This is a genomic window from Luteibacter sp. E-22 (assembly GCF_049913125.1).
GTDB lineage: Bacteria > Pseudomonadota > Gammaproteobacteria > Xanthomonadales > Rhodanobacteraceae > Luteibacter.
In genome coordinates this window covers 3,770,185-3,788,438 of sequence record NZ_CP183975.1, presented here as the reverse complement: position 1 = coordinate 3,788,438, position 18,254 = coordinate 3,770,185, and the positions used below count along the sequence as shown (strand labels likewise).

At 65.0% G+C, this 18,254-nt stretch carries 16 protein-coding genes; 13 read left to right on the top strand and 3 right to left on the bottom strand.

The window, feature by feature from the left end; all coding sequences use genetic code 11:
* Positions 1 to 157: 157 nt before the first annotated feature.
* The 4 genes from ACN9M2_RS16900 (at position 158) to ACN9M2_RS16885 (ending at position 8,739) form a co-directional block, all read left to right on the top strand.
* Positions 158 to 2,755 (top strand): TIM-barrel domain-containing protein, encoded by a 2,598-nt coding sequence (locus ACN9M2_RS16900; protein ID WP_426285785.1) that lies wholly within the window; start codon positions 158 to 160, stop codon positions 2,753 to 2,755.
* A gap of 273 nt (positions 2,756 to 3,028) precedes the next feature.
* Entirely contained in the window at positions 3,029 to 7,570 is a 4,542-nt protein-coding gene (locus tag ACN9M2_RS16895) for an RHS repeat-associated core domain-containing protein (RefSeq protein WP_426285784.1), read from the top strand.
* A gap of 12 nt (positions 7,571 to 7,582) precedes the next feature.
* Positions 7,583 to 8,038: a hypothetical protein gene (locus ACN9M2_RS16890; protein ID WP_426285783.1), complete on the top strand. Its 456-nt coding sequence runs from the start codon at positions 7,583 to 7,585 to the stop codon at positions 8,036 to 8,038.
* Positions 8,039 to 8,202: 164 nt separating this feature from the next.
* Complete coding sequence (locus tag ACN9M2_RS16885; RefSeq protein WP_426285782.1) at positions 8,203 to 8,739, top strand: hypothetical protein; 537 nt, start codon at positions 8,203 to 8,205, stop codon at positions 8,737 to 8,739.
* A 997-nt stretch (positions 8,740 to 9,736) separates the two neighbouring features.
* On the opposite strand, the gene ACN9M2_RS16880 is transcribed toward ACN9M2_RS16885, so the two are convergent.
* Positions 9,737 to 9,973 carry a twin transmembrane helix small protein gene (locus ACN9M2_RS16880; protein WP_072322441.1) on the bottom strand — a complete coding sequence of 79 codons (237 nt, stop codon included), beginning with the start codon at positions 9,971 to 9,973 and terminating at the stop codon, positions 9,737 to 9,739.
* A gap of 41 nt (positions 9,974 to 10,014) precedes the next feature.
* On the opposite strand from ACN9M2_RS16880, the gene ACN9M2_RS16875 reads away from it, so the two are divergent.
* Genes ACN9M2_RS16875 through cyoE form a run of 4 tightly spaced genes read left to right on the top strand, consistent with a single transcriptional unit; the run spans position 10,015 to position 13,372 of the window.
* Positions 10,015 to 10,725, top strand: a complete 711-nt coding sequence (locus ACN9M2_RS16875) for an SURF1 family protein (RefSeq protein WP_426285781.1) — start codon at positions 10,015 to 10,017, stop codon at positions 10,723 to 10,725.
* An 18-nt stretch (positions 10,726 to 10,743) separates the two neighbouring features.
* Positions 10,744 to 11,310, top strand: a complete 567-nt coding sequence (locus ACN9M2_RS16870) for a hypothetical protein (RefSeq protein WP_426285780.1) — start codon at positions 10,744 to 10,746, stop codon at positions 11,308 to 11,310.
* The gene (locus ACN9M2_RS16865) at positions 11,310 to 12,458 is read left to right on the top strand and encodes a COX15/CtaA family protein (RefSeq protein WP_426285779.1); all 1,149 of its coding nucleotides are present in this window, start codon (positions 11,310 to 11,312) and stop codon (positions 12,456 to 12,458) included. Before ACN9M2_RS16870 ends, ACN9M2_RS16865 begins: the two co-directional genes overlap by 1 nt.
* The gene (gene cyoE / locus ACN9M2_RS16860; RefSeq protein ID WP_426285778.1) at positions 12,455 to 13,372 is read left to right on the top strand and encodes a heme o synthase; all 918 of its coding nucleotides are present in this window, start codon (positions 12,455 to 12,457) and stop codon (positions 13,370 to 13,372) included. Before ACN9M2_RS16865 ends, cyoE begins: the two co-directional genes overlap by 4 nt.
* A 1-nt stretch (position 13,373) precedes the next feature.
* Here the strand turns inward: cyoE and ACN9M2_RS16855 are convergent, their stop codons facing one another.
* Both ACN9M2_RS16855 and hemH read right to left on the bottom strand, forming a co-directional pair.
* Positions 13,374 to 14,210: an alpha/beta fold hydrolase gene (locus ACN9M2_RS16855; RefSeq protein ID WP_426285777.1), complete on the bottom strand. Its 837-nt coding sequence runs from the start codon at positions 14,208 to 14,210 to the stop codon at positions 13,374 to 13,376.
* Entirely contained in the window at positions 14,203 to 15,324 is a 1,122-nt protein-coding gene (gene hemH, locus ACN9M2_RS16850) for a ferrochelatase (protein ID WP_426285776.1), read from the bottom strand. The genes ACN9M2_RS16855 and hemH overlap by 8 nt, the downstream gene beginning before the upstream one ends.
* A gap of 109 nt (positions 15,325 to 15,433) precedes the next feature.
* On the opposite strand from hemH, the gene ACN9M2_RS16845 reads away from it, so the two are divergent.
* The 5 genes from ACN9M2_RS16845 to ACN9M2_RS16825 all read left to right on the top strand — a co-directional run bounded on the left by ACN9M2_RS16845 (position 15,434) and on the right by ACN9M2_RS16825 (position 18,246).
* On the top strand, positions 15,434 to 16,123 hold the full coding sequence (locus ACN9M2_RS16845) for a lipid-binding SYLF domain-containing protein (protein WP_371022459.1): 690 nt from the start codon (positions 15,434 to 15,436) through the stop codon (positions 16,121 to 16,123).
* Between the two features lie 71 nt (positions 16,124 to 16,194).
* Positions 16,195 to 16,440: a twin-arginine translocase TatA/TatE family subunit gene (tatA, locus tag ACN9M2_RS16840; RefSeq protein ID WP_426285775.1), complete on the top strand. Its 246-nt coding sequence runs from the start codon at positions 16,195 to 16,197 to the stop codon at positions 16,438 to 16,440.
* Positions 16,441 to 16,453: 13 nt separating this feature from the next.
* Positions 16,454 to 16,867: a Sec-independent protein translocase protein TatB gene (tatB, locus tag ACN9M2_RS16835; RefSeq protein ID WP_426285774.1), complete on the top strand. Its 414-nt coding sequence runs from the start codon at positions 16,454 to 16,456 to the stop codon at positions 16,865 to 16,867.
* Positions 16,854 to 17,612: a twin-arginine translocase subunit TatC gene (gene tatC / locus ACN9M2_RS16830; RefSeq protein WP_371022462.1), complete on the top strand. Its 759-nt coding sequence runs from the start codon at positions 16,854 to 16,856 to the stop codon at positions 17,610 to 17,612. Before tatB ends, tatC begins: the two co-directional genes overlap by 14 nt.
* Positions 17,613 to 17,616: 4 nt before the next feature.
* Positions 17,617 to 18,246 carry a hypothetical protein gene (locus ACN9M2_RS16825; protein ID WP_426285773.1) on the top strand — a complete coding sequence of 210 codons (630 nt, stop codon included), beginning with the start codon at positions 17,617 to 17,619 and terminating at the stop codon, positions 18,244 to 18,246.
* Positions 18,247 to 18,254 lie beyond the last annotated feature (8 nt).

The following is an 18,254-nucleotide window of genomic DNA, read 5'->3' as shown; positions in this document are numbered from 1 at the left end:
GGCGATGCTAATCAGCGTAATGAGCTTGGACGGACGATTCATGGGTCGATCCTCGCCCGGTGGTGGCTCGGTGTCAACTGTTGGGAAGTCTGGATGGCTAACCCGGTTAAATCGATCTCATGCTAGGTTCGGACCTCCTGAAAAGGGGAGGTCCTGCATGAAGATGTCTCGCCTGGTCGCGCTCGCGGTGTTCGCGTGTGCCGCCACCGCGCCGCTGCACGCCACCGATGCGCCCGTTGTCAGCGGGCAGGCCCGCTTCACGGTGCTTACGCCACGCGTCATTCGCATGGAGTATTCGCCGAACGCGCAGTTCGAGGATGCGCCGTCGCTGGTCTTCGCCACGCGCGGCAGCGCGCCGGATGTGAAGGCCAGGGTCGATCATGAAAAGGGTTGGCTGGTCATCCGCACGGATGTGCTGACGCTACGCTACAAGGAGGGTTCGGGCGCGTTCACGGCCGATAACCTCAGCATCGCGTCGAAAACGACGAAGCCGACCATCGACTGGCATCCCGGGATGAAGGAAACCGCCAATCTCGGCGGCACCGCGCGCACGCTCGACCAGGTGGATGGCGAGCGTCACGCGTCGGACAACTCGTTGCTCGACCTGGGCGACGGTCTGATCTCACGCGACGGCTGGCATCTCGTCGACGATACCGGCAGCTTCGTGCTGGGCAACGAGAAACTGCCCTGGGTGCATCGCCGCGCCTGCCAGGACTGCACCGACTACACCTTCTTCGGCTACGGCCACGATTACACCGCGGCGCTGGGCGATTTCGCCCTCGTCGCCGGGCGCGAGCCGCTGCCGCCACGCTATGCCTTCGGTTACTGGTGGTCGCGCTACTGGAACTACAGCGACGACGAACTGCGCGATCTCGTCGCCCACTTCAACCGTTATGGCATTCCTCTCGACGTCCTCGTGATCGACATGGACTGGCACCGCACCGACGGTCTTTCGTGGGTGCACCCGAAGAAGGACGTCAATGGCCAGAGCATGGGCTGGACAGGCTATACGTGGAACCGCAGCCTGTTTCCCGAACCCGGGCGCCTGCTGCGTTGGCTCGGCGAGCAGGGGCTGAAGACGACGCTGAACCTGCACCCGGCGTCCGGCATCCTGCCTCACGAAGATGCTTATAAGGATTTCATGGCCGCGCTGAAGGCCGACCCGGCGAAACCGTTGCCGTTCGAAGCGACCGACGCCACTTACATGGCGGCGTACTTCAGCACGGTGCTCGATCCGCTGCACGCCATGGGCGTGAGCTTCTGGTGGCTGGACTGGCAGCAGTGGAAGGAGTCGAAGGCGATGCCGGGGCTGTCCAACACGTGGTGGCTCAACCATGTGTTCTTCACCCACATGCAGGAGCAGGACGATAAGCGCGCCTTGATCTACCACCGCTGGGGCGGCCTCGGTAACCATCGTTACCAGGTGGGCTTCTCGGGCGATTCGATCATCTCCTGGGGCTCGCTGGCTTTCCAGCCGCGCTTCACGGCCACCGCGTCCAACGTGCTGTATGGCTATTGGAGCCATGACCTGGGCGGCCACACCTTCCGTGACGAAAGCGATCCGGCCACGCGGCGCATCGATCCGGAGTTGTACATCCGCTGGATGCAGTTCGGCGCATGGAGCCCCATCATGCGTACGCACACCACCAAGAATCCGAACCTCACGAAGGAACCGTGGCGCTTCGCACCGGCGCAGTTCGATGCGCTGCGCGACACCGTGCTCACGCGTTACACCTTCTTGCCGTACACCTACACGATGGGTCGCAAGGCATACGACACGGGCGTCTCGCTGGTGCGTCCGATGTACTACGGCTGGCCCGACAACGATGAGGCTTATAAGGCGGTCGGCGAGTACATGTTCGGCGACGACCTGCTGGTCTCGCCGGTGACCGCGGCAGGCGACGCCAACGGCTTTACCACGCACGAGACGTGGTTGCCGGCGGGGAACTGGTTCGACACCACCGATGGCAGTCTCGTGAAGGGCGGCCGTACGTTCGGCGGCCGCTATCGCCTGGACGAAGTGCCGGTATTCGTGCGGGCGGGCGCGATCATTCCGACCAACACCGATCCGACGGTGAGCGTGGCCCACGATCGTGGCGCGCGCACGTTGCGTGTCTACCCGGGTGGTAACGGCAAGGCGGAGCTGTATGAGGATGCGGGAGACGACGAGGCCTACCGTGGCAACGCGTTCGCGCGCACGGCGCTTTCGTCCGAGTGGTCCAAGCAAGCGCTTCGCGTGCGGATCGCGCCCCGCGCCGGTAGCTATGCGGGCATGCCCACGTCGCGCCAGTGGTCCGTGGATGTGCTGGGCTCGGCGATGCCGGTGAGTGTCACGGTCGATGGTGTGGCGCTCACCCGTGCCGACGATGCGAAGCCCGGCACCTGGCGCCTCACCGGCAAGGACCTCACGCTGCACGTGACCCTGCCCGAGCATGGCTACGACCGGGCACAGATCGTCGAGGTAAGGTGGCCCGCGAACGCACCGGATGTGAACGGCCTTGCAGGCCGGATGCGCGACGTGCGCGAGGCGGTGGCGTGGCTGAAGGCGCACTGGCAAGACGTGAACGGCGTACCCGACGAGGTCTCGCTCGCCGCGCAGGCCGACCTCCTGATCGACTACCACCCGGAGAACTTCGCGGCGGAAGTCGCGGCGTTCCGCAAGCGCTACGCGCAATTGGACAAGACGTTGGAACAGGGTGGCGTGCCGGCCGACATGCGCGCGACGTTCAAGGTCATGTTGGGTACGAGTCACTGATCCGGCGGTGCGGTGCGGCATCGATTGCCGCACCGCAGGCAACGTGGAAGTCGCGCCTGTCCATGTGAGAGACGCTTCAGCGGCAAACGGGCTTCACTGCGACGACGACCACCGAAACGGGCTTACCCGCGCATCTCTGTGCGCCATCGACCGACATCCGCTGTCGTCTTCGCCCGTCACTCCACCTCACCTCCGATTTTCAGAATCCTTCCATATCGCCGATCCCGATAGCCCCTCTACCGTGCACGTTCATCACGATGTTCGGAGGGGAACATGTCTTACCCACGCGCCACATGGGCCATCGCCACCCATCTCGCCCTGCTGACGGGCGTCGTCCACGCCGACGAACCCGTCACGCCCTTTCCCGCGTATGTCGACGGCCACTTGGTACCCACGGCGGAAGGCGAGGTCCACCACGCGTCCGAGCAGCTCGACGACGACGTCAAGCTCGCCGCGGCCACCTACTGCGCCACACACACCAACCTCCTGGCCTGCGCGCTCAAGGGTCACGCCCTGCGCGAGGTGCCTGGCGAGGAGGGCAAGCAGAGTGCGTATTCCGTGCTCGACATCACTTTGGATGTCGAGACGGCCCAGGGAAGCCGCCAGGAGATCATCGACGGCGACATCCTGCCGGTTCGCTCGTGCCCCACCGATGCCGTGTTGATCACCGATAGCGACGTGTTCCTCGACAACCGCGATCGCGTCACCGCCACGCGCGCCGTCGCCTGCGTCTCGCCCGACGCGATTCCCAAGGCGGCCTCCTTGGGCGAGCCGGAGGAAAGCGGCGCCAACCAGTGCCCCATCGGCAACAGCCCCACCGTCGGCAACCCGATCAACCCGCTGACGATGAGCAAGATCGAGACCGTCGTCGACTACGCCGGGCCGACGGCATCGGGACTGGTCTTCGCCCGTACCTATCACAGCGGCGCGTTCTCGCTCCCATGGCGCCTTGGCAACGTCGCCGCCCGCTATCCCGCCGGGGCCCGTATCGGCGCCCGCTGGCGCCACTCCTGGGACCGCGCCTTCGTCCGCCGTCCTTATTACGACAGCCACGGACTCATCTACGGCACCGCCCTGCATCTGGTTCGCGAGGACGGCAACGAAACGCGCTTCGTCAAACAGGGCGATACCTTCGTTCCGGCCGAGGGCGAGCGCGGCACGTTGAGCGAGCGTCCCGACGGCGGCTGGACGTATACCTGGCCCGACCTCACGGCGGAGCACTATGACCCTGACGGCCGGCTGCGCTCGCGCACCGATCCCAATGGCAACATGGTCACCCTGCACTACGACGAGATCGAGGTCGGCATTGGCCTCAAGGCGACCGTGCTCGTGCGCGTGAGCGACCGCCAGGGCCGCGAGCTGCGCCTGGGTTACGACCGTCTCGGCCGCCTGGAAACCGTCGACCAACCCGACGGCGGGCGACTTCGCTACGACTACAGCGGCGACATCCTCGAAGGCCTCGACGCCGACCTGGTCAAGGTCACGTATCCAGACGGGCGTGCCGCCCATTACCTCTACGACGAACCGGCGATGGGCGGCACGCCCAACCACAAGCTCACCGGCATCGTCGGTGGCGATGGGAAGCGATTCGCGACCTTCCACTATGACACGCACAACCGCGCCATACGCTCCGGCCATGGCGGCGGCCTGGAAGAGACCCGGCTGGATGTCGATACCGACGGCAGCCGCATCACCGTCCATAAGAAAGACGTTCCGTACGCCGAGCGTTGGTCGCCCCGCTTCGTGAACGGGCAGATCCACCTGGGCGAGCGTGAGGAGCCCTTCCGCGACGAGGATCTCGTGCGCACCTTCGACTACCTCGGCGGCGGCCTCGTCGCCCGGCAGACCGACTACCTCGGCGTACCCACGACGTATCGCTACGATGCCGCGCGCCAGCTGGAGATCGAGCGCACCGAAGCCGATGGCACCTCGGTGGCGCGCACGGTGAAGACCACCTGGCATCCGGTCTTCGCCAAGCCCACGCGGATCGACAGCGGCGCGCAGTGGACCACCTTCGACTACGACGCCAGGGGCAACCTGCTCGCACAGCGCGAGGGCGGTCTGGCCGATGCGGCGGATGCCTCGGCCGGTGCATGGCCGACGGAGCGTGTCACCCGCTATACCTACGACGCGGCGGGCCGTGTCGTGACCGTCGATGGGCCCCGGGTCGGTGCCGAGGACACCACCCGCTACGCCTACCACGCCAGCGACGCTCCCGGTTGTGCCAGCGGCCCGGCCGCCTGTCCGTGGCGCCAGGGTGATCTGCACACCGTCACCGACGCGCTCGGCCACGTCGGCACCGTGCTGGCCCGCGACGGCGCCGGCCGTGTCCTGAGCAGTACCGACGTCAACGGCGTGCGTACCGACCGCAGCTACGATGCCGCCGGCCGCCCCGTGGACATCGCCGTGCGCGCCCGCCGCGACGGCAGCCCGTCGGCCCAGGACAGCGTCACCCGGTTCACTTACAACGCCAACGGCGACATCGACACGCTGACCGATCCGGACGGGGTCACCCTTACCCATCGCTACAACGCCGCCCATCGGCTGGTCGAACAGATCGATGCGCTGGGTCATCGGCGCGTGATCGAGCGGAACGGACGAGGGCTCCTCGCCAAGGACACCTACGTGCGCGCCGATGGCACGGAAGACTTCTCCCGCTCGTACGAATACGACGAGCACGGCCTGCCCCGATGGGTCACCCATCCCGGTATCGGCGCGCGGTATTACGACTACGACCCCGCCGGGCGATACATGGGCACGCATGAAGGCGTTAGTGGCGACGAGGAACACTACCGTCGCGACCCTCGGGGCCGCGTCAGCCAGATCGACTACGGGTACGAAAACGCCGGCGGCAAGGCGACGATGACCTACGATGGCGCCGACCGGGTGAAGACCGTCGTCGATCCCAAGGGGCTGTCCACCGCCTACCTTCGCAACGGCCTGGGCGATCTGCTCTGGCAACGCAGCCCGGACACGGGCGATACCGCCATCGAGCACGACGCCAGCGGCCAGCCCGTGAAGGAAACCCCCGCCGACGGTCGCCAGGTACAGCGTGCTTACGATGCGCTCGGCCGCGTCACCACGCTCACCTACAGCGATGCCACGGTCACCACCTTCACCTACGACACGCCGCCGGCCGACTGTCCCGCCGAGGCGACCTTCGCCGTCGGCCGTCTGGGCACGGTGACCGACCGGGAAGGCAGCACGACGTTCTGCTACGACTTCGCCGGACGCATTGCGAAGAAGACGCAGGTCACCCATGGCGTCCGTCTGGCGCTGCGTTACGCCTACACGGCGGCGGGCCGACTGGCGGCCATCACCTATCCCGATGGTCGGCAGGTGACCTATCGGCGTGACGGCGCGGGCCGCGTGACCGGCGTCGATACCCAGACCGCCGGGAACCCCATGCAGCCGATCCTCGCCGACGTCCACCATGACGCCCCGGGGCACGTCATCGGTTGGACCGCTGGCACGCGGACCGTCCAGCGGCTCTACCACCTCAGTGGCAAACCGGCCGACGTGCACGACGGACGCAACGATGGGTTCAAGGCCAAGCTGACCTACGACACCACCACCTTCGTCAACCAGATCACGTTGGGTTCGGCGACCTTGGAAATCTTTCCCGACGGGAACGCGCGGGTGCACGATGCCGGCTCGCTCGAATCCACGCCTGAGAATCCCTACGGCAGCATCGAGGAATACGGTTACGACAAGACCGGCAACCGGTTGTCGTGGACGACCCTGCCGTTCTCGTTCCGGCGCTATACCTACGCCACCGACAGCCACCATCTGCTCGTCGCGAACAAGGTCGCGCGCGAGTACGACGCCACCGGCAACACCATCCGCATCGGCGAACGCGAATTCATCTACGACGCCAGCGGCCGGATGAGTCAGGTCAAGGTCAACGGCGTGGTCGAGATGAACTACGCGTACAACCCGTTCGGCCAGCAGGTCGCGCGCTACATCGCCGGGCAGACCACCGTCTCGCTGCACGACGAGGCCGGCCACTGGCTGGGTGACTACGACGGCGCCGGCCGACCGATCCGGCACATGGTCTGGCTGGACGACCTGCCCGTCGCCGCGCTCGACGGCGACGCCATCCGCGATATCCAGGCCGATCATCTCGGCACGCCACGCGTCGTCATCGACCGGGCCACCGACAAGGCGATCTGGCACTGGCCGCTCACCGGCGATGCATTCGGCAGCACGCCGCCGAACGAGGACGTCGACAAGGACGGGACGACATATGTCTTCGACATGCGTTACCCGGGGCAGCGCTACGACGCGGTGACGGGACTATTCCAGAACGGCTGGCGCGACTACGACCCGAGCAGCGGGCGGTATGTTCAGAGTGATCCTCTGGGACTGGAGGCCGGCATGTCGACGTATGCGTATGTGCGGGGCAATCCGTATATACGGATCGATCCGTTAGGACTTTGGTCGTTTTCGTTCGAGGCGTATCTTGGATTTGGCGGTGGGATTACATTCGGTCGAGATCCGAGGAGCAATGAATGGTTCTACGGAGGAAGGCTGGGAGTAGGTGTTTCCGTCGGAGGAAGTTTGGACCCCAAAGGTGCTCGACCGGGTGCGGATGGCAAGGATTGCGCCCACGGAACGACGCTTGGCGTATTTGCACAAGGCAGCTACACGGCTGGGGTAGTCGGAGGCAATTTCTTTCAGGCGACAGCGGGAGTTCAGCTCGACAACTCGGGAAATGAGTACCTCGATCCGCCCGGTCCGTCGCATCATCTACAGCTCAATAGATACGGCATTGGACTTGGCTATTCTGTAGGCATTGAAATGATCGGCCACTAACCTGGAGCTGGCATGGTTTCTAATTTCCTTGAGATGCCGGGCTTCTTAAGACTCCTAACAGCACTCGCGTTGTTGAGTTTACTATCTGCCCTCCTGACTATCCCACCAGCGGCAATTGACTTATACGGTCATGTCATAGACGCAAAGCAATGGTGGTCAAATGGAAGCGGATGTGTCTTAGCTGCCGCTCATCTCGTTTGGGCGCTTTCTGCCATCCTCATCCTGAAAAAGATTTCCTGCGGTCGCGCATTACATATTTTTGCGTGGCTCCTGTCGGGTGCTAGTGCCTTTGTCATCGCGAAAATCAATGATGTGACTCCGCCGTCCATAGTCGAACATGTTTATCCGAGCCTGATATTTTTATCTTCTATGTCGCTAGCCATTTATCTGTATCGAAGTGAACGTGTTCGCAAATACTTTAGTCCGACACAGATTGACGGCGCGAGCAAAAGGAATCGACAGGTCTAGTGGATCGATCAATAGCAGTCCACTCAATCCGAACTTGTACCCAGGAAAGTATAGCCATCCCAAGCCGGCGTTTTCTAAGTCATGGCATCGGTGATGACTTCCATCCAGCTCGCACTTAAGTGCGTTCTTGTCAACACACGTCTGCGTGAAACGGAGCGTCCGTTATGATTTCAAGGAAGACAAACGTATTGGTGTCGCTCACGACACTTCATTTTTGCGCATATGTGTGCAGTTCGTTATCAAAAATGAGCTGCAAGTTTCCCGGTGATTGTGGACGTTCGATTGCACTGAAGACGCTGGACGTAGTTGCTTCGGTTCCGATCATTGCAATCGTTGAACTCGTCTACAGGCCGCCTCCTGCCGAACCACCATACGAATTTCACTATTGGTTGGCTGTCATCGGCCTGTTCGCTGCCTTCATTAACAGTTTTGCGGCCGGAGCTATTCTGTACCTGGTATTGAAGCTAGCGATGCCTCTTGCTCGGCGAGCGATTTTAGAGGACTACCATCAACTTGTCTTCGCGTCAGCAATCGGAACCATATGGCTATTCTGTGTTGTGATCATGACAAGTGAACTTGGCGAGTTAGGCGCGGCACTTATATTTCTTTCTGTGGTAGCTGGATTCGGATGTGTCGTGACGCGGATGACCGAAATGATGATGAAGATTGGAAGGAAATGCATTGGACAGTCGCATAAATAAGTTCGCAGCTGCGGGAGGCCCACGGCCCTTGAACCGATCTTGGAAGGGGGGATGACCTTATGGCGATATGTCGTCATCGCTGCTGGACTTCTTGCGGGTTGCTCCGGGGGAGGTGATGAAGTCGTCCGGATAGCCTCGCCCGATGGAGGCGCTGAGGCGGTGGTCATTGAGCAAGGAGGCGGGGCGACGACATCGTACTGGTATGACGTTTGTGTCGTTCCTGTGCGGGGGGAATGTACTTCTTACACAGCCACTGTGGTCCTATATGCTGCGGTGAGAAATCGAAGCGCTTATGGTGTGAATCTGCGGTGGGTGGATTCCTCTCACTTGGTGGTGGAATATGCTGGAGCAGAAAAAGTGATCCGGAAGAGCCCTCCCACTACCTCGACAAGTGGGGTTCGCGTCGATTTGAAATATGGCGTTGTTGATCCGATGGCTCCGCCTGGCGCAATGCGTCAGCGACATTAACTCCATTCAACGTTGGTAGTTCTTATCAGAAAATCGCACGTTGATGGAGGGCTCTCGGGAAGTCCTGAGAGCACCGATATCAAGGTGCGAGAATGATTGCTAAGGCACGAGCGACAGCATTCCGATGCTTGGTTCTGGTGGTCGTCGGACCCATCGCCGTTGCATCGGCAGCATTCCGCTGGACTGGCGATGACGTCGATCGCTGCCTGGATGCTGGTGGGGCATGGTCGCCTGAGAAATCGGAATGCATCCTCAAGCCTGAGGGTCTCTACTTGAACTTGATCATCATGTCCGACGCAAAGCGCACTGGTCCGCCCAGCGTTTCGTACCCTACCGTGGCAACCATGCCCGACACGCAGCGCTTGGGGCTCGAATCGCAGATGGAAGCGCTAGCCAAGGGCGGTGTCGCGGTCTTGCAGCTGGATGGGAGTGATATCTACCAGTAGCGCCTCTCGCCCCTTTCAACAGGCCACGCTCCGGTCCCCGGCACCGATTGCCGCACCGCGCCTTGGCCTTCCGGCCATGCGCGCTAGAATTGCCCGACCCCATGGGGGTGCAGCCAGCCCATGAAGATGCCCAGCGCCACCATGGCGATGAGCAGCAACGACAGGCCGATGCGGCGGGTGAGGGCCCAGACGGTGCGTTTGCTCTGTCCCTTGTCGGTCATCATGAAGAACAGGGCCTGCCCGAGGTTGAACAGCACCACCAGCAGCAGGATCACCAGCGCGTATTTGTAGATGGTTTCCACGTGACCGTTCCGCCCCATTTCGACAATCCGAGTATAGCGGTCACTTCGCAGGGTATTGCATGACCTTCCTGCGCCGTCCGACGTGGTTCGCTGTCGCACTCACCGTGGCGGGCGTGCTGGTTTTCGCGCGCCTGGGCGTCTGGCAACTGGATCGCGCGGACGAGAAGGACGAGCTCCTGCGGCGGTTCGCCGCATCGGCCGCGGCCGAAGTCGAGGATTTCGGCGCGGTGGCCGAGGTCCCGCCCGGTGACCGCTATCCGCGGGTCGACGTGCGCGGCGCTTTCGTGCCCGGTCATTACTATCTGCTCGACGACCAGACCCACGGGGGCAAGGTGGGGGTGCATGTGTACGCGCCGTTCGCCCCGCTCGGCAAGGACCCCTACCTGCTGGTCGATCTCGGCTTCCTGCCGAAGGAATCCGGCGCGAACCCCCGCTTGCCGCCCCTGCCGGCGGGGCGGACGAGCGTCCGCGGGCTGTACGTGCCGCCGCCTGGCGTGGGCATCCGCATGGGCGGCGACCGCCTGCCCTTGCAGACGGGCGCGGAGAAGACGGTCGTCTACATGGACCTGAAGGAAATCGGCGCCGACCTGGGCCGCTCGCTGTATCCTCGCGTGCTCCTGCTGGACGCCGATCCGGCGAGCATCTATACGCGCGACTGGACGCCGGGTTTCATGCCGCCGGCACGCCATCGCGCCTATGCATTCCAGTGGTTCACCTTCGCCTTCGCGGCGCTGGTGATCTTCGTCCTCCTGCACCGCAAGCGACGCTAAGTAGCGGCCCGAGAGCTCATGACCGATCCGACCGTCCGAACCACGACACCCCGCAGCGGCCGCCTCAAGCTGGTCCTGATCATGCTGGTCTTCCTCGCGCCGATCGTCGCCGCGGGGTTGCTCACCCTTTCCGGCTGGCAACCCCAGGGCAAGGGCAACGGGCAGCCGATCGTGCCGCAGCGCAGCCTTGGCGGCGTGCGCGTGGAGGTCGATGGACAGCCCTGGGCATGGCGCGATGTCGAACCGCGCCTCACCCTGGTGGCGCTGCCCGGGCCGGGTTGCGCCGTACGCTGCGTCCATACGCTGGGACTCATGCGCAATGCGCGCATCGTGCTCAACCGCAACGCCGACCGCTTGCGCCTGCTGTACCTCGGGAGCGCGCCCACGGCGGACGGGGCCGATTCGGTCATGGCCGCCTACAAGACAGGCTCCGATCCCGCGGACGCCTTCGGCGAGTTCCGTCCGACCGAGCCCGATAGCGTGGCCGCCGTGCTGGTCGAGTCCAACGCGACCGCGCTGTCGTATTACCCGGCAGGCTTCGACCCGAATGGGTTGCGCAAGGACCTGCAGAAGGTGATTCGCTGATGTCGCCGCGGTCCGTGAAGATCCTCAGGACGCTTGCGCTGCTCGCGGCGCTGTTCGCTTTTGGCGTGGTGATGTTCGGCGCCTTCGTGCGCCTGTCGAACGCGGGGCTCTCCTGCCCCGATTGGCCGACCTGCTACGGCAAGGCGACCTGGCCGGGCCATGCGCAGGACATCGCGCAGGCGAACGAAGCCTTTCCCGACCGTCCCTACGAGACGCACAAGGCCTGGCGTGAGCAGGTGCACCGCTTTCTCGCCGGCAGCCTGGGTGTGATGGTGCTGGCGATCGCACTGATCGCCGCGTGGCGCCACCGGTTCGCCGTGGCGGCGGTGTCGCTCGCGGCGGTGTTCGCCGCGGTGGGCGTGATCATGTACATGCGCGGCGAGCACGTGGTGTCGTCGTGCCTGTCGGCCCTGGCGATCGCCTTGCCGCTGGCCGCCGCGGCCAGGCTCGATCGGCCCGGGGCCTGGAAGGTCGGCGTGGCGGCACTGGCCGTCATCATCTTCCAGGCCATGCTCGGTATGTGGACGGTGACCCTGCTGTTGAAACCCATCGTGGTGATGGGCCATCTTCTCGGCGGGTTGGCGACGTTCGCCTTGTTGGCCTGGGTGGCGCTCCGCTGGTGGCGTGTCGGCACGCCGGACGACCGCTTCGCCGCCCTGCGTGTTCCGGTCGCGATCGGCATCGTCGTGCTGGTGTGCCAGATCGCCCTTGGCGGCTGGACCAGTTCGAACTACGCCGCGCTCGCATGTGGCACCGACTTCCCCAAGTGCCTTGGCCAATGGTGGCCGGAGACCGATTTCCCGCAGGCCTTCGTGCTCTGGCGCGGCATCGGTGTCAACTACGAGGGTGGCGTGCTCGACATGGCCGCGCGCAGCGCGATCCAGATCGCCCATCGCATCGGTGCCCTGGTGACCTTCTGCTACCTCGGCTGGTTGTCCCACCGTCTGGCCCGTGCCGGGCTGCGCAAGGCGGGTATCGCCGTCGCCGTGGTCCTGGTGGCCCAGGTGCTGCTCGGTATCGGCAACGTGCACCTCGGGCTGCCGCTGCCGGTGGCCACGGCGCACAATGGTGTCGCCGCGCTGTTGTTGTTCACCCTGCTGGTGGCGCTTGCCAGCACGCAGCGCCTGTCCGCGCCGGAGTCCCCTTGAGCATCCTCGGTCAATACCTCGAACTGACCAAGCCGCGCGTCGTCGCGTTGCTGGTCTTTTGCGCCATCATCGGCATGTTCCTCGCGGTGGATGCGAATGGGCAGCGCATGTTGCCCGGCTGGCACGCCGTGGTCTTCGGCACGCTGGGCATCTGGCTGGCCTCCGCGTCGGCCGCGGCGTTCAACCACCTGATCGACCAGCGCATCGACAAACTGATGACGCGGACGTCGCATCGCCCGCTGGCCACGGGCCAACTCACGCCGATGCAGGTCTTCGTGTTCGCGATGAGCCTGGGCATCGTCTCGATGCTGGTCCTCGTGTTCCTGGTGAACATGCTCACGGCGGTGCTCACCTTCTTCTCGCTGATCGGCTACGCGGTGATCTATACCGCCTACCTGAAGCGCGCGACGCCGCAGAACATCGTCATCGGCGGCATTGCCGGCGCGGCACCGCCCATGCTCGGCTGGACCGCCGTCACCGGTTCGCTGCATCCGTATGCGTTGCAGTTACTGCTCATCATCTTCGTCTGGACGCCACCCCATTTCTGGGCGCTGGCGATCTTCCGCGTCGAGGATTACTCGCGCGCGCAGGTACCGATGCTGCCGGTGACCCACGGTGTCACCTACACACGTTGGCACATCCTGTTCTATACGATCCTGCTTTTCGTGGTGACGCTGCTGCCGTTCTTCACCGGCATGAGCGGGTTGATCTACCTGTTCGGCGCGGTGGTGCTTGGTGCGGGTTTCCTCTGGTACGCGGTTCGCATGCTGAATCCGCCCGACGATCTCTTCGCGATGAAGATGTTCAACTATTCCATCGTCTACCTGATGGTGTTGTTCGCCTTCCTGCTGGCCGACCACTGGCTGGTCGACCCGGTCATCCAGACCGGCTTCCGCTTCGAACCGGTCGCCTGATCTACAGCGCTACCTGCAGCCAGTTCGCAACGGCGGCGGGATGTTCAAGGTGCAGGTGGTGGCCGCCGTCCATGTGCGTGACCTTGATGTCCGCCACGCAGTCGATGCGTACCTGCATCGCCTCGGGTTCGAGGTAGGGCGCGTGCGGGCGGGCGAGCAGCAGTGACGTCGGCGCCGCGAGGCCCAGCAGCAAGGCCATGATCTGCGTCTCCGCCAGGCGGATCGGCGTGGGCCGGGACAGGCGTGGATCGCTGCGCCAGCTGTAGCCGCCTTCGACGTCACGAAGCCCGCGCTCCACGATGTGCCGTGCGAGAGACGCGTCAAGTCCGCTCGCCAGGGCGCGGGCACGCGCGGCGTCGTCGACGGAAGGAAACACGCGCAACGGACGACTGCCTTCGGCCTTTACCGCCATCGCTTCGCGGAAGCGATCGAGCGTGCGCGAACCGTCGTCGCCGAGCGGGCCCAGGCCCTCGATGAGGGCGAGCCCGCGAATTCGTTCCGGCGCCGCGATGGCCACCATGGTCGCCACGCCGGCACCGAGCGAATGCCCGAGCAGGTGGAAGCGGGGCAGGGCGAGGGCGTCGACGGCGGCCAGCACGGCGCGAGCGTAGTCGACGTGCTGGTAAATCATGCTACCGGGGAAATGTTGCGAACCTCCGTGCCCGGGCAAGTCGAGCGCGATCACATGGAACCGCTCCGCAAGGTACGGTGCCAGCAAGGCGAAGCTGGCGGCGTTATCGAGCCAGCCGTGCAGCATCACCAGCGGTGGCGCATCCGGTTCGCCCCAACTCAGGGCCGCCAGCTCCAAGCCGGGCGTGGACACCTTCAGCTCACGCATCGCCATCGATCCGGTGAGCATGTTCCCGGGCGGCGGCCAGACGCGCCGCGGCAGCCGCGCCATCATAGTCCGGTGAGAATTCGGGCCAGCCCTGGCCATGCCGAAGGACAAGGCCAGTCAAGGCCTGCACGTGTGCCGGCGTGGCATTGAGACAGGGGATATAGCTCAACGTGTCGCCGCCCGCCTCGCGGAAGAAGTCGGCGTTCTGCATGGCGATTTCCTCCAGCGTCTCCAGGCAATCCACCGCGAAGCCCGGGCTGATCACATCGATCCGCTTGATGCCGCGCGCACCGAACGCCCTGACCGTCTCGTCCGTATAGGGATGCAGCCAGCGCTCGCGTCCCACCCGCGACTGGAAGCTGATCGGTGCCTCGTCCTCGGACAACCCCAGGGCCTCGCGAAGCAGGCGCGCCGTGGCGTGGCACTGGCAGAAGTAAGGGTCCCCGGCACGCAGGTACCGCTCCGGGATACCGTGGAAGCTCATCAGCAGCTTCTCGCCGCGACCCTTGGCAGCCCAGTGCGCGCGGACACTATCGGCCAGCGCGGCGATGTAGGTGGCCTCGTCATGATAGTCGTTGACCTGGCGAAGCTCGGGAGGCCAGCGCAGCCCCTTCACGGTGTCGGCGACCGCGTCGAACACGCTTCCCGTGGAGGTGGCCGAGTACTGCGGATACAGCGGAAGCACCAGCAGGCGGCGGACGCCCTCGCGCTGCAAGGCGGCGATGGTGCTTGCGACGTCGGGCTTGCCGTAGCGCATCGCCAACGCCACCCGGACGGGTCCAGGGGCGCGTTCGGACAATTGGGCCTGGAGCGCGGCGGCGAGGGCCTCGCTGCCCACGCGCAGGGGCGAGCCTTCCGGTGTCCAGATGCGCGCATACGCGTGCGCCGAACGCTTGGGCCGCACGCGCAGGATCACCCCGTGCAGGATCGCCAGCCATAGCAAACGCGGATACTCGATGACGCGGGGATCGCCGAGGAACTGGGCGAGGTAGGGCCGGACGGCGGCCGCGGTGGGTGCGTCAGGTGTACCGAGATTAACCAGCAGCACCGCCGCCTGGGGCAGGGTGTCGTGGGAATGGCCGGCAAGGCCGGTATAGTTTGGCGTACCTGGCATCGGCGTCCGGCGCTCGCGGGGATCGCCGCAGTCTGCCATACGGCGGCGCGGCGGGGCTTGCTCGCGTTGCCGCAGCCGATGCCTTCCCGCGTCAGAAAGGAGCCACCCGATGTCCCCACGCCTGTCCCGTCTGCTCGCCCTCGGACTTCTCACCCTGCTTCCGTCCATGGCGGCGCAGGCGGCGGACCCGCCGCGCACCCAGGCCCGGGAAGCGGTGCGGGTGCTCTCGGAAATGATCGACGACGCACCCGACAAGTCCCTGCCGGCCGACCTGCTGAAGAACGCGCGCGCCATCGCCGTGATCCCGGGCATGGTCAAGGGCGGCTTCGTCTTCTCCGGCGCCAAGGGCGAGGGCCTGATCTCGATCAAGACCCGGGACGGCACCTGGTCGAACCCGAATTTCATCTCCACCGCCGCCGCCGGCGTGGGCTTCCAGGCGGGCATCCAGTCCACCGACGTGATCCTCGTCTTCCGCACCGACCGCGGCGTGGACAGCATCATCGACGGCAAATTCACGATGGGCGCCAACGCGTCCGCCGCGGCCGGCCCGGTGGGCCGCTCGGCCACGGCGGCCACCGACGGCCAGATGAAGGCCGAGATCTACACGTATTCCCGTGCCAAGGGCCTCTTCGCGGGTATCGCGCTGGACGGCGCCCGGATCAGCATCGACGACGACTCCAACGAGGAAATCTACGGCCCCGGGATCACGGCCCGCCGGATATTTGAAGGCGGTGTGACGAATGTTCCAAGCGAGGTGGTGGAATTCAGGGATAAACTGGAGGAGTACACTAACCGCTGATCGTCCACCGGCGCTCCCACTGGGCGCCGGCCCGTCCCACCGGCGCCGATGAGGGCGCCCTCGAGGTTTCCATGAGCATTACCCATATCGTCCTCCTGCTGCTCGTCGTCGTGCTGATCTTCGGTACGAAGAAGCTTCGCAACATCGGCTCGGACCTGGGCGGCGCCATGCGCGACTTCAAGAAGGGCCTGGACGGCGACGAAGAGGCCAAGGCGGCGCGCGAGCGCGAGGAAAAGCTGCGCGCCGATCCGCCGGCGTCCACCCAGGTGCCGCCGGTCCACAGCGAGACGAGCGAGCCGCGCGACCGCGGTCAGTGATCCTGGCGCCGCCATGATCGACATCAGTCTAGGCAAGCTGCTGCTTCTCGCGGTGGTCGCCCTCATCGTCCTCGGCCCTGAACGCCTGCCCCATGCGGCCCGCACCGCCGGCGCCCTGTTGCGCCGCATGCGCAACGGCTGGGACAGCGTGCGCGCCGAAGTCGAGCGGGAAATCCAGGCCGAGGAGATCAAGCGTACCTTGCGCGAGACCGCCGACAACGCCCGGGCCGCCCACGACAGCGTGCGACAGGACATCCACGCCGCCAGCGCCGAGATCCGCGGTACCGGCGAGCGCGTGCGTGACACCTTCACGGAAACACAGACGGCGCGTGCCGCGGCCGGTGAGCCCGACCCCGCGGTCGACATGCTTCCATTGAAGCGCGACGAGCCGGCGCCGTCCGGGAACGAGCAGCATGACCGCACGTGAGCCCGATCCGTCGCCCGACGACGTGGTCGAAGAGGGCCTGTTCTCCCACCTGATGGAACTGCGCACGCGGTTGCTGAAGGCGATCGTCGTGCTGCTGCTGGTCCTGCTGGCCCTCGTGCCGGTGGCGAATCATCTTTACGCGGAGCTGGCCAAGCCGCTGGTCGAACGCATGCCGCAAGGCGCGCACCTGATCGCCACCGAAGTGGCCAGTCCGTTCGTCACGCCGCTGAAGCTCGCCTTCTTCGTGGCGCTGTTCATCAGCATGCCGATGATCCTCTACCAGCTGTGGTCCTTCGTCAGCCCGGGCCTGTACCGGCACGAGAAGCGCCTGGCACGGCCGTTGCTGGTCGCCTCACTAGTGCTGTTCTACTCCGGCTGTGCCTTCGCGTATTTCGTGGTGTTGCCGGCGGCCTTCAAGTTCCTCAACGCGGTCACGCCCGAAGGCGTCGCGATGATGACGGACATCACGCATTACCTCGATTTCGTGATGCTGATGTTCTTCGCCTTTGGCCTCTGCTTCGAAGTACCCGTGGCCGTGGTGATCCTCGCCGCGATCGGCGTCGTCGACGCCGAGAAGCTCAGCAAGGGACGCGGCTACGCCATCGTGGGTGCGTTCGCCATCGCGGCCTTCATCACGCCGCCTGACCTGCTGTCGATGGTGATGCTCGCCGTTCCCATGTGCCTGCTCTACGAACTGGGCTTGCTGGCGGTGCGCTTCCTCCTCAAGCCACCCGTCCAGGACTGACGTCATGGGCGCCTCGATCGGCTGGCTCGCGGTCAAGGGCAAGGGCGGTGACGAAGTTCGCGCGGCGCTCGACCTCGTGCCCAACGGCCAGACGGCGACCCAGCCACGACGCGGGTTCTCCATCGCGCTGCCGAACGGCTGGTTCGTCGTGGTCACCCGCTTCGCGGCGCCGCTGATCGCCGAGGACGACATGCGCCGGTTGTCGCGCGATTGCGTGCTGGTCACCTGCGAATACGATGACGACGTGATGGTGAGTTCCGCCACCTGCTACGTCAACGGTATCCGCAACTGGCGTGCCGAGCACGACGGCCAGCAGGACGACACCCGCGACCTCTCGACCAGTGGCAGCCTTCCCGCGGCGTTCGACGCGATCCATGCGCGCATCGAATCGCTGCAGGATGCGGCCGACGCGGACGGTGACGACGTGGACCACTACTATTCCCTGCCGATCGAGCTTGCGCAGAGCGTCACCACCTTCCACGCCGACCTGCCCGCGTCGGCCTATGGAGCGACGGCGTGCGAAGGCTGGGTCGTGGCCGAGGCCACGGCCGCCGCGCCCGCCGACCCCGACCTTCCACGCAAGGTGCGCAAGGCGGTGGAGAAGGCCTCGCGACCGTGGTGGAAGTTCTGGTGACCCGCGGT

What these genes read in the sequence shown, in the direction of transcription:
- ACN9M2_RS16900 (WP_426285785.1), top strand. Translation starts at nt 158, where the DNA reads ATGAAGATGTCTCGCCTGGTCGCGCTCGCGGTGTTCGCGTGTGCCGCC.
- ACN9M2_RS16895 (WP_426285784.1), top strand. Translation starts at nt 3,029, where the DNA reads ATGTCTTACCCACGCGCCACATGGGCCATCGCCACCCATCTCGCCCTG.
- ACN9M2_RS16890 (WP_426285783.1), top strand. Translation starts at nt 7,583, where the DNA reads ATGGTTTCTAATTTCCTTGAGATGCCGGGCTTCTTAAGACTCCTAACA.
- ACN9M2_RS16885 (WP_426285782.1), top strand. Translation starts at nt 8,203, where the DNA reads ATGATTTCAAGGAAGACAAACGTATTGGTGTCGCTCACGACACTTCAT.
- ACN9M2_RS16880 (WP_072322441.1), bottom strand. Translation starts at nt 9,973, where the DNA reads ATGGGGCGGAACGGTCACGTGGAAACCATCTACAAATACGCGCTGGTG.
- ACN9M2_RS16875 (WP_426285781.1), top strand. Translation starts at nt 10,015, where the DNA reads ATGACCTTCCTGCGCCGTCCGACGTGGTTCGCTGTCGCACTCACCGTG.
- ACN9M2_RS16870 (WP_426285780.1), top strand. Translation starts at nt 10,744, where the DNA reads ATGACCGATCCGACCGTCCGAACCACGACACCCCGCAGCGGCCGCCTC.
- ACN9M2_RS16865 (WP_426285779.1), top strand. Translation starts at nt 11,310, where the DNA reads ATGTCGCCGCGGTCCGTGAAGATCCTCAGGACGCTTGCGCTGCTCGCG.
- ACN9M2_RS16855 (WP_426285777.1), bottom strand. Translation starts at nt 14,210, where the DNA reads ATGCGTGAGCTGAAGGTGTCCACGCCCGGCTTGGAGCTGGCGGCCCTG.
- hemH (WP_426285776.1), bottom strand. Translation starts at nt 15,324, where the DNA reads ATGCCAGGTACGCCAAACTATACCGGCCTTGCCGGCCATTCCCACGAC.
- ACN9M2_RS16845 (WP_371022459.1), top strand. Translation starts at nt 15,434, where the DNA reads ATGTCCCCACGCCTGTCCCGTCTGCTCGCCCTCGGACTTCTCACCCTG.
- tatA (WP_426285775.1), top strand. Translation starts at nt 16,195, where the DNA reads ATGAGCATTACCCATATCGTCCTCCTGCTGCTCGTCGTCGTGCTGATC.
- tatB (WP_426285774.1), top strand. Translation starts at nt 16,454, where the DNA reads ATGATCGACATCAGTCTAGGCAAGCTGCTGCTTCTCGCGGTGGTCGCC.
- tatC (WP_371022462.1), top strand. Translation starts at nt 16,854, where the DNA reads ATGACCGCACGTGAGCCCGATCCGTCGCCCGACGACGTGGTCGAAGAG.
- ACN9M2_RS16825 (WP_426285773.1), top strand. Translation starts at nt 17,617, where the DNA reads ATGGGCGCCTCGATCGGCTGGCTCGCGGTCAAGGGCAAGGGCGGTGAC.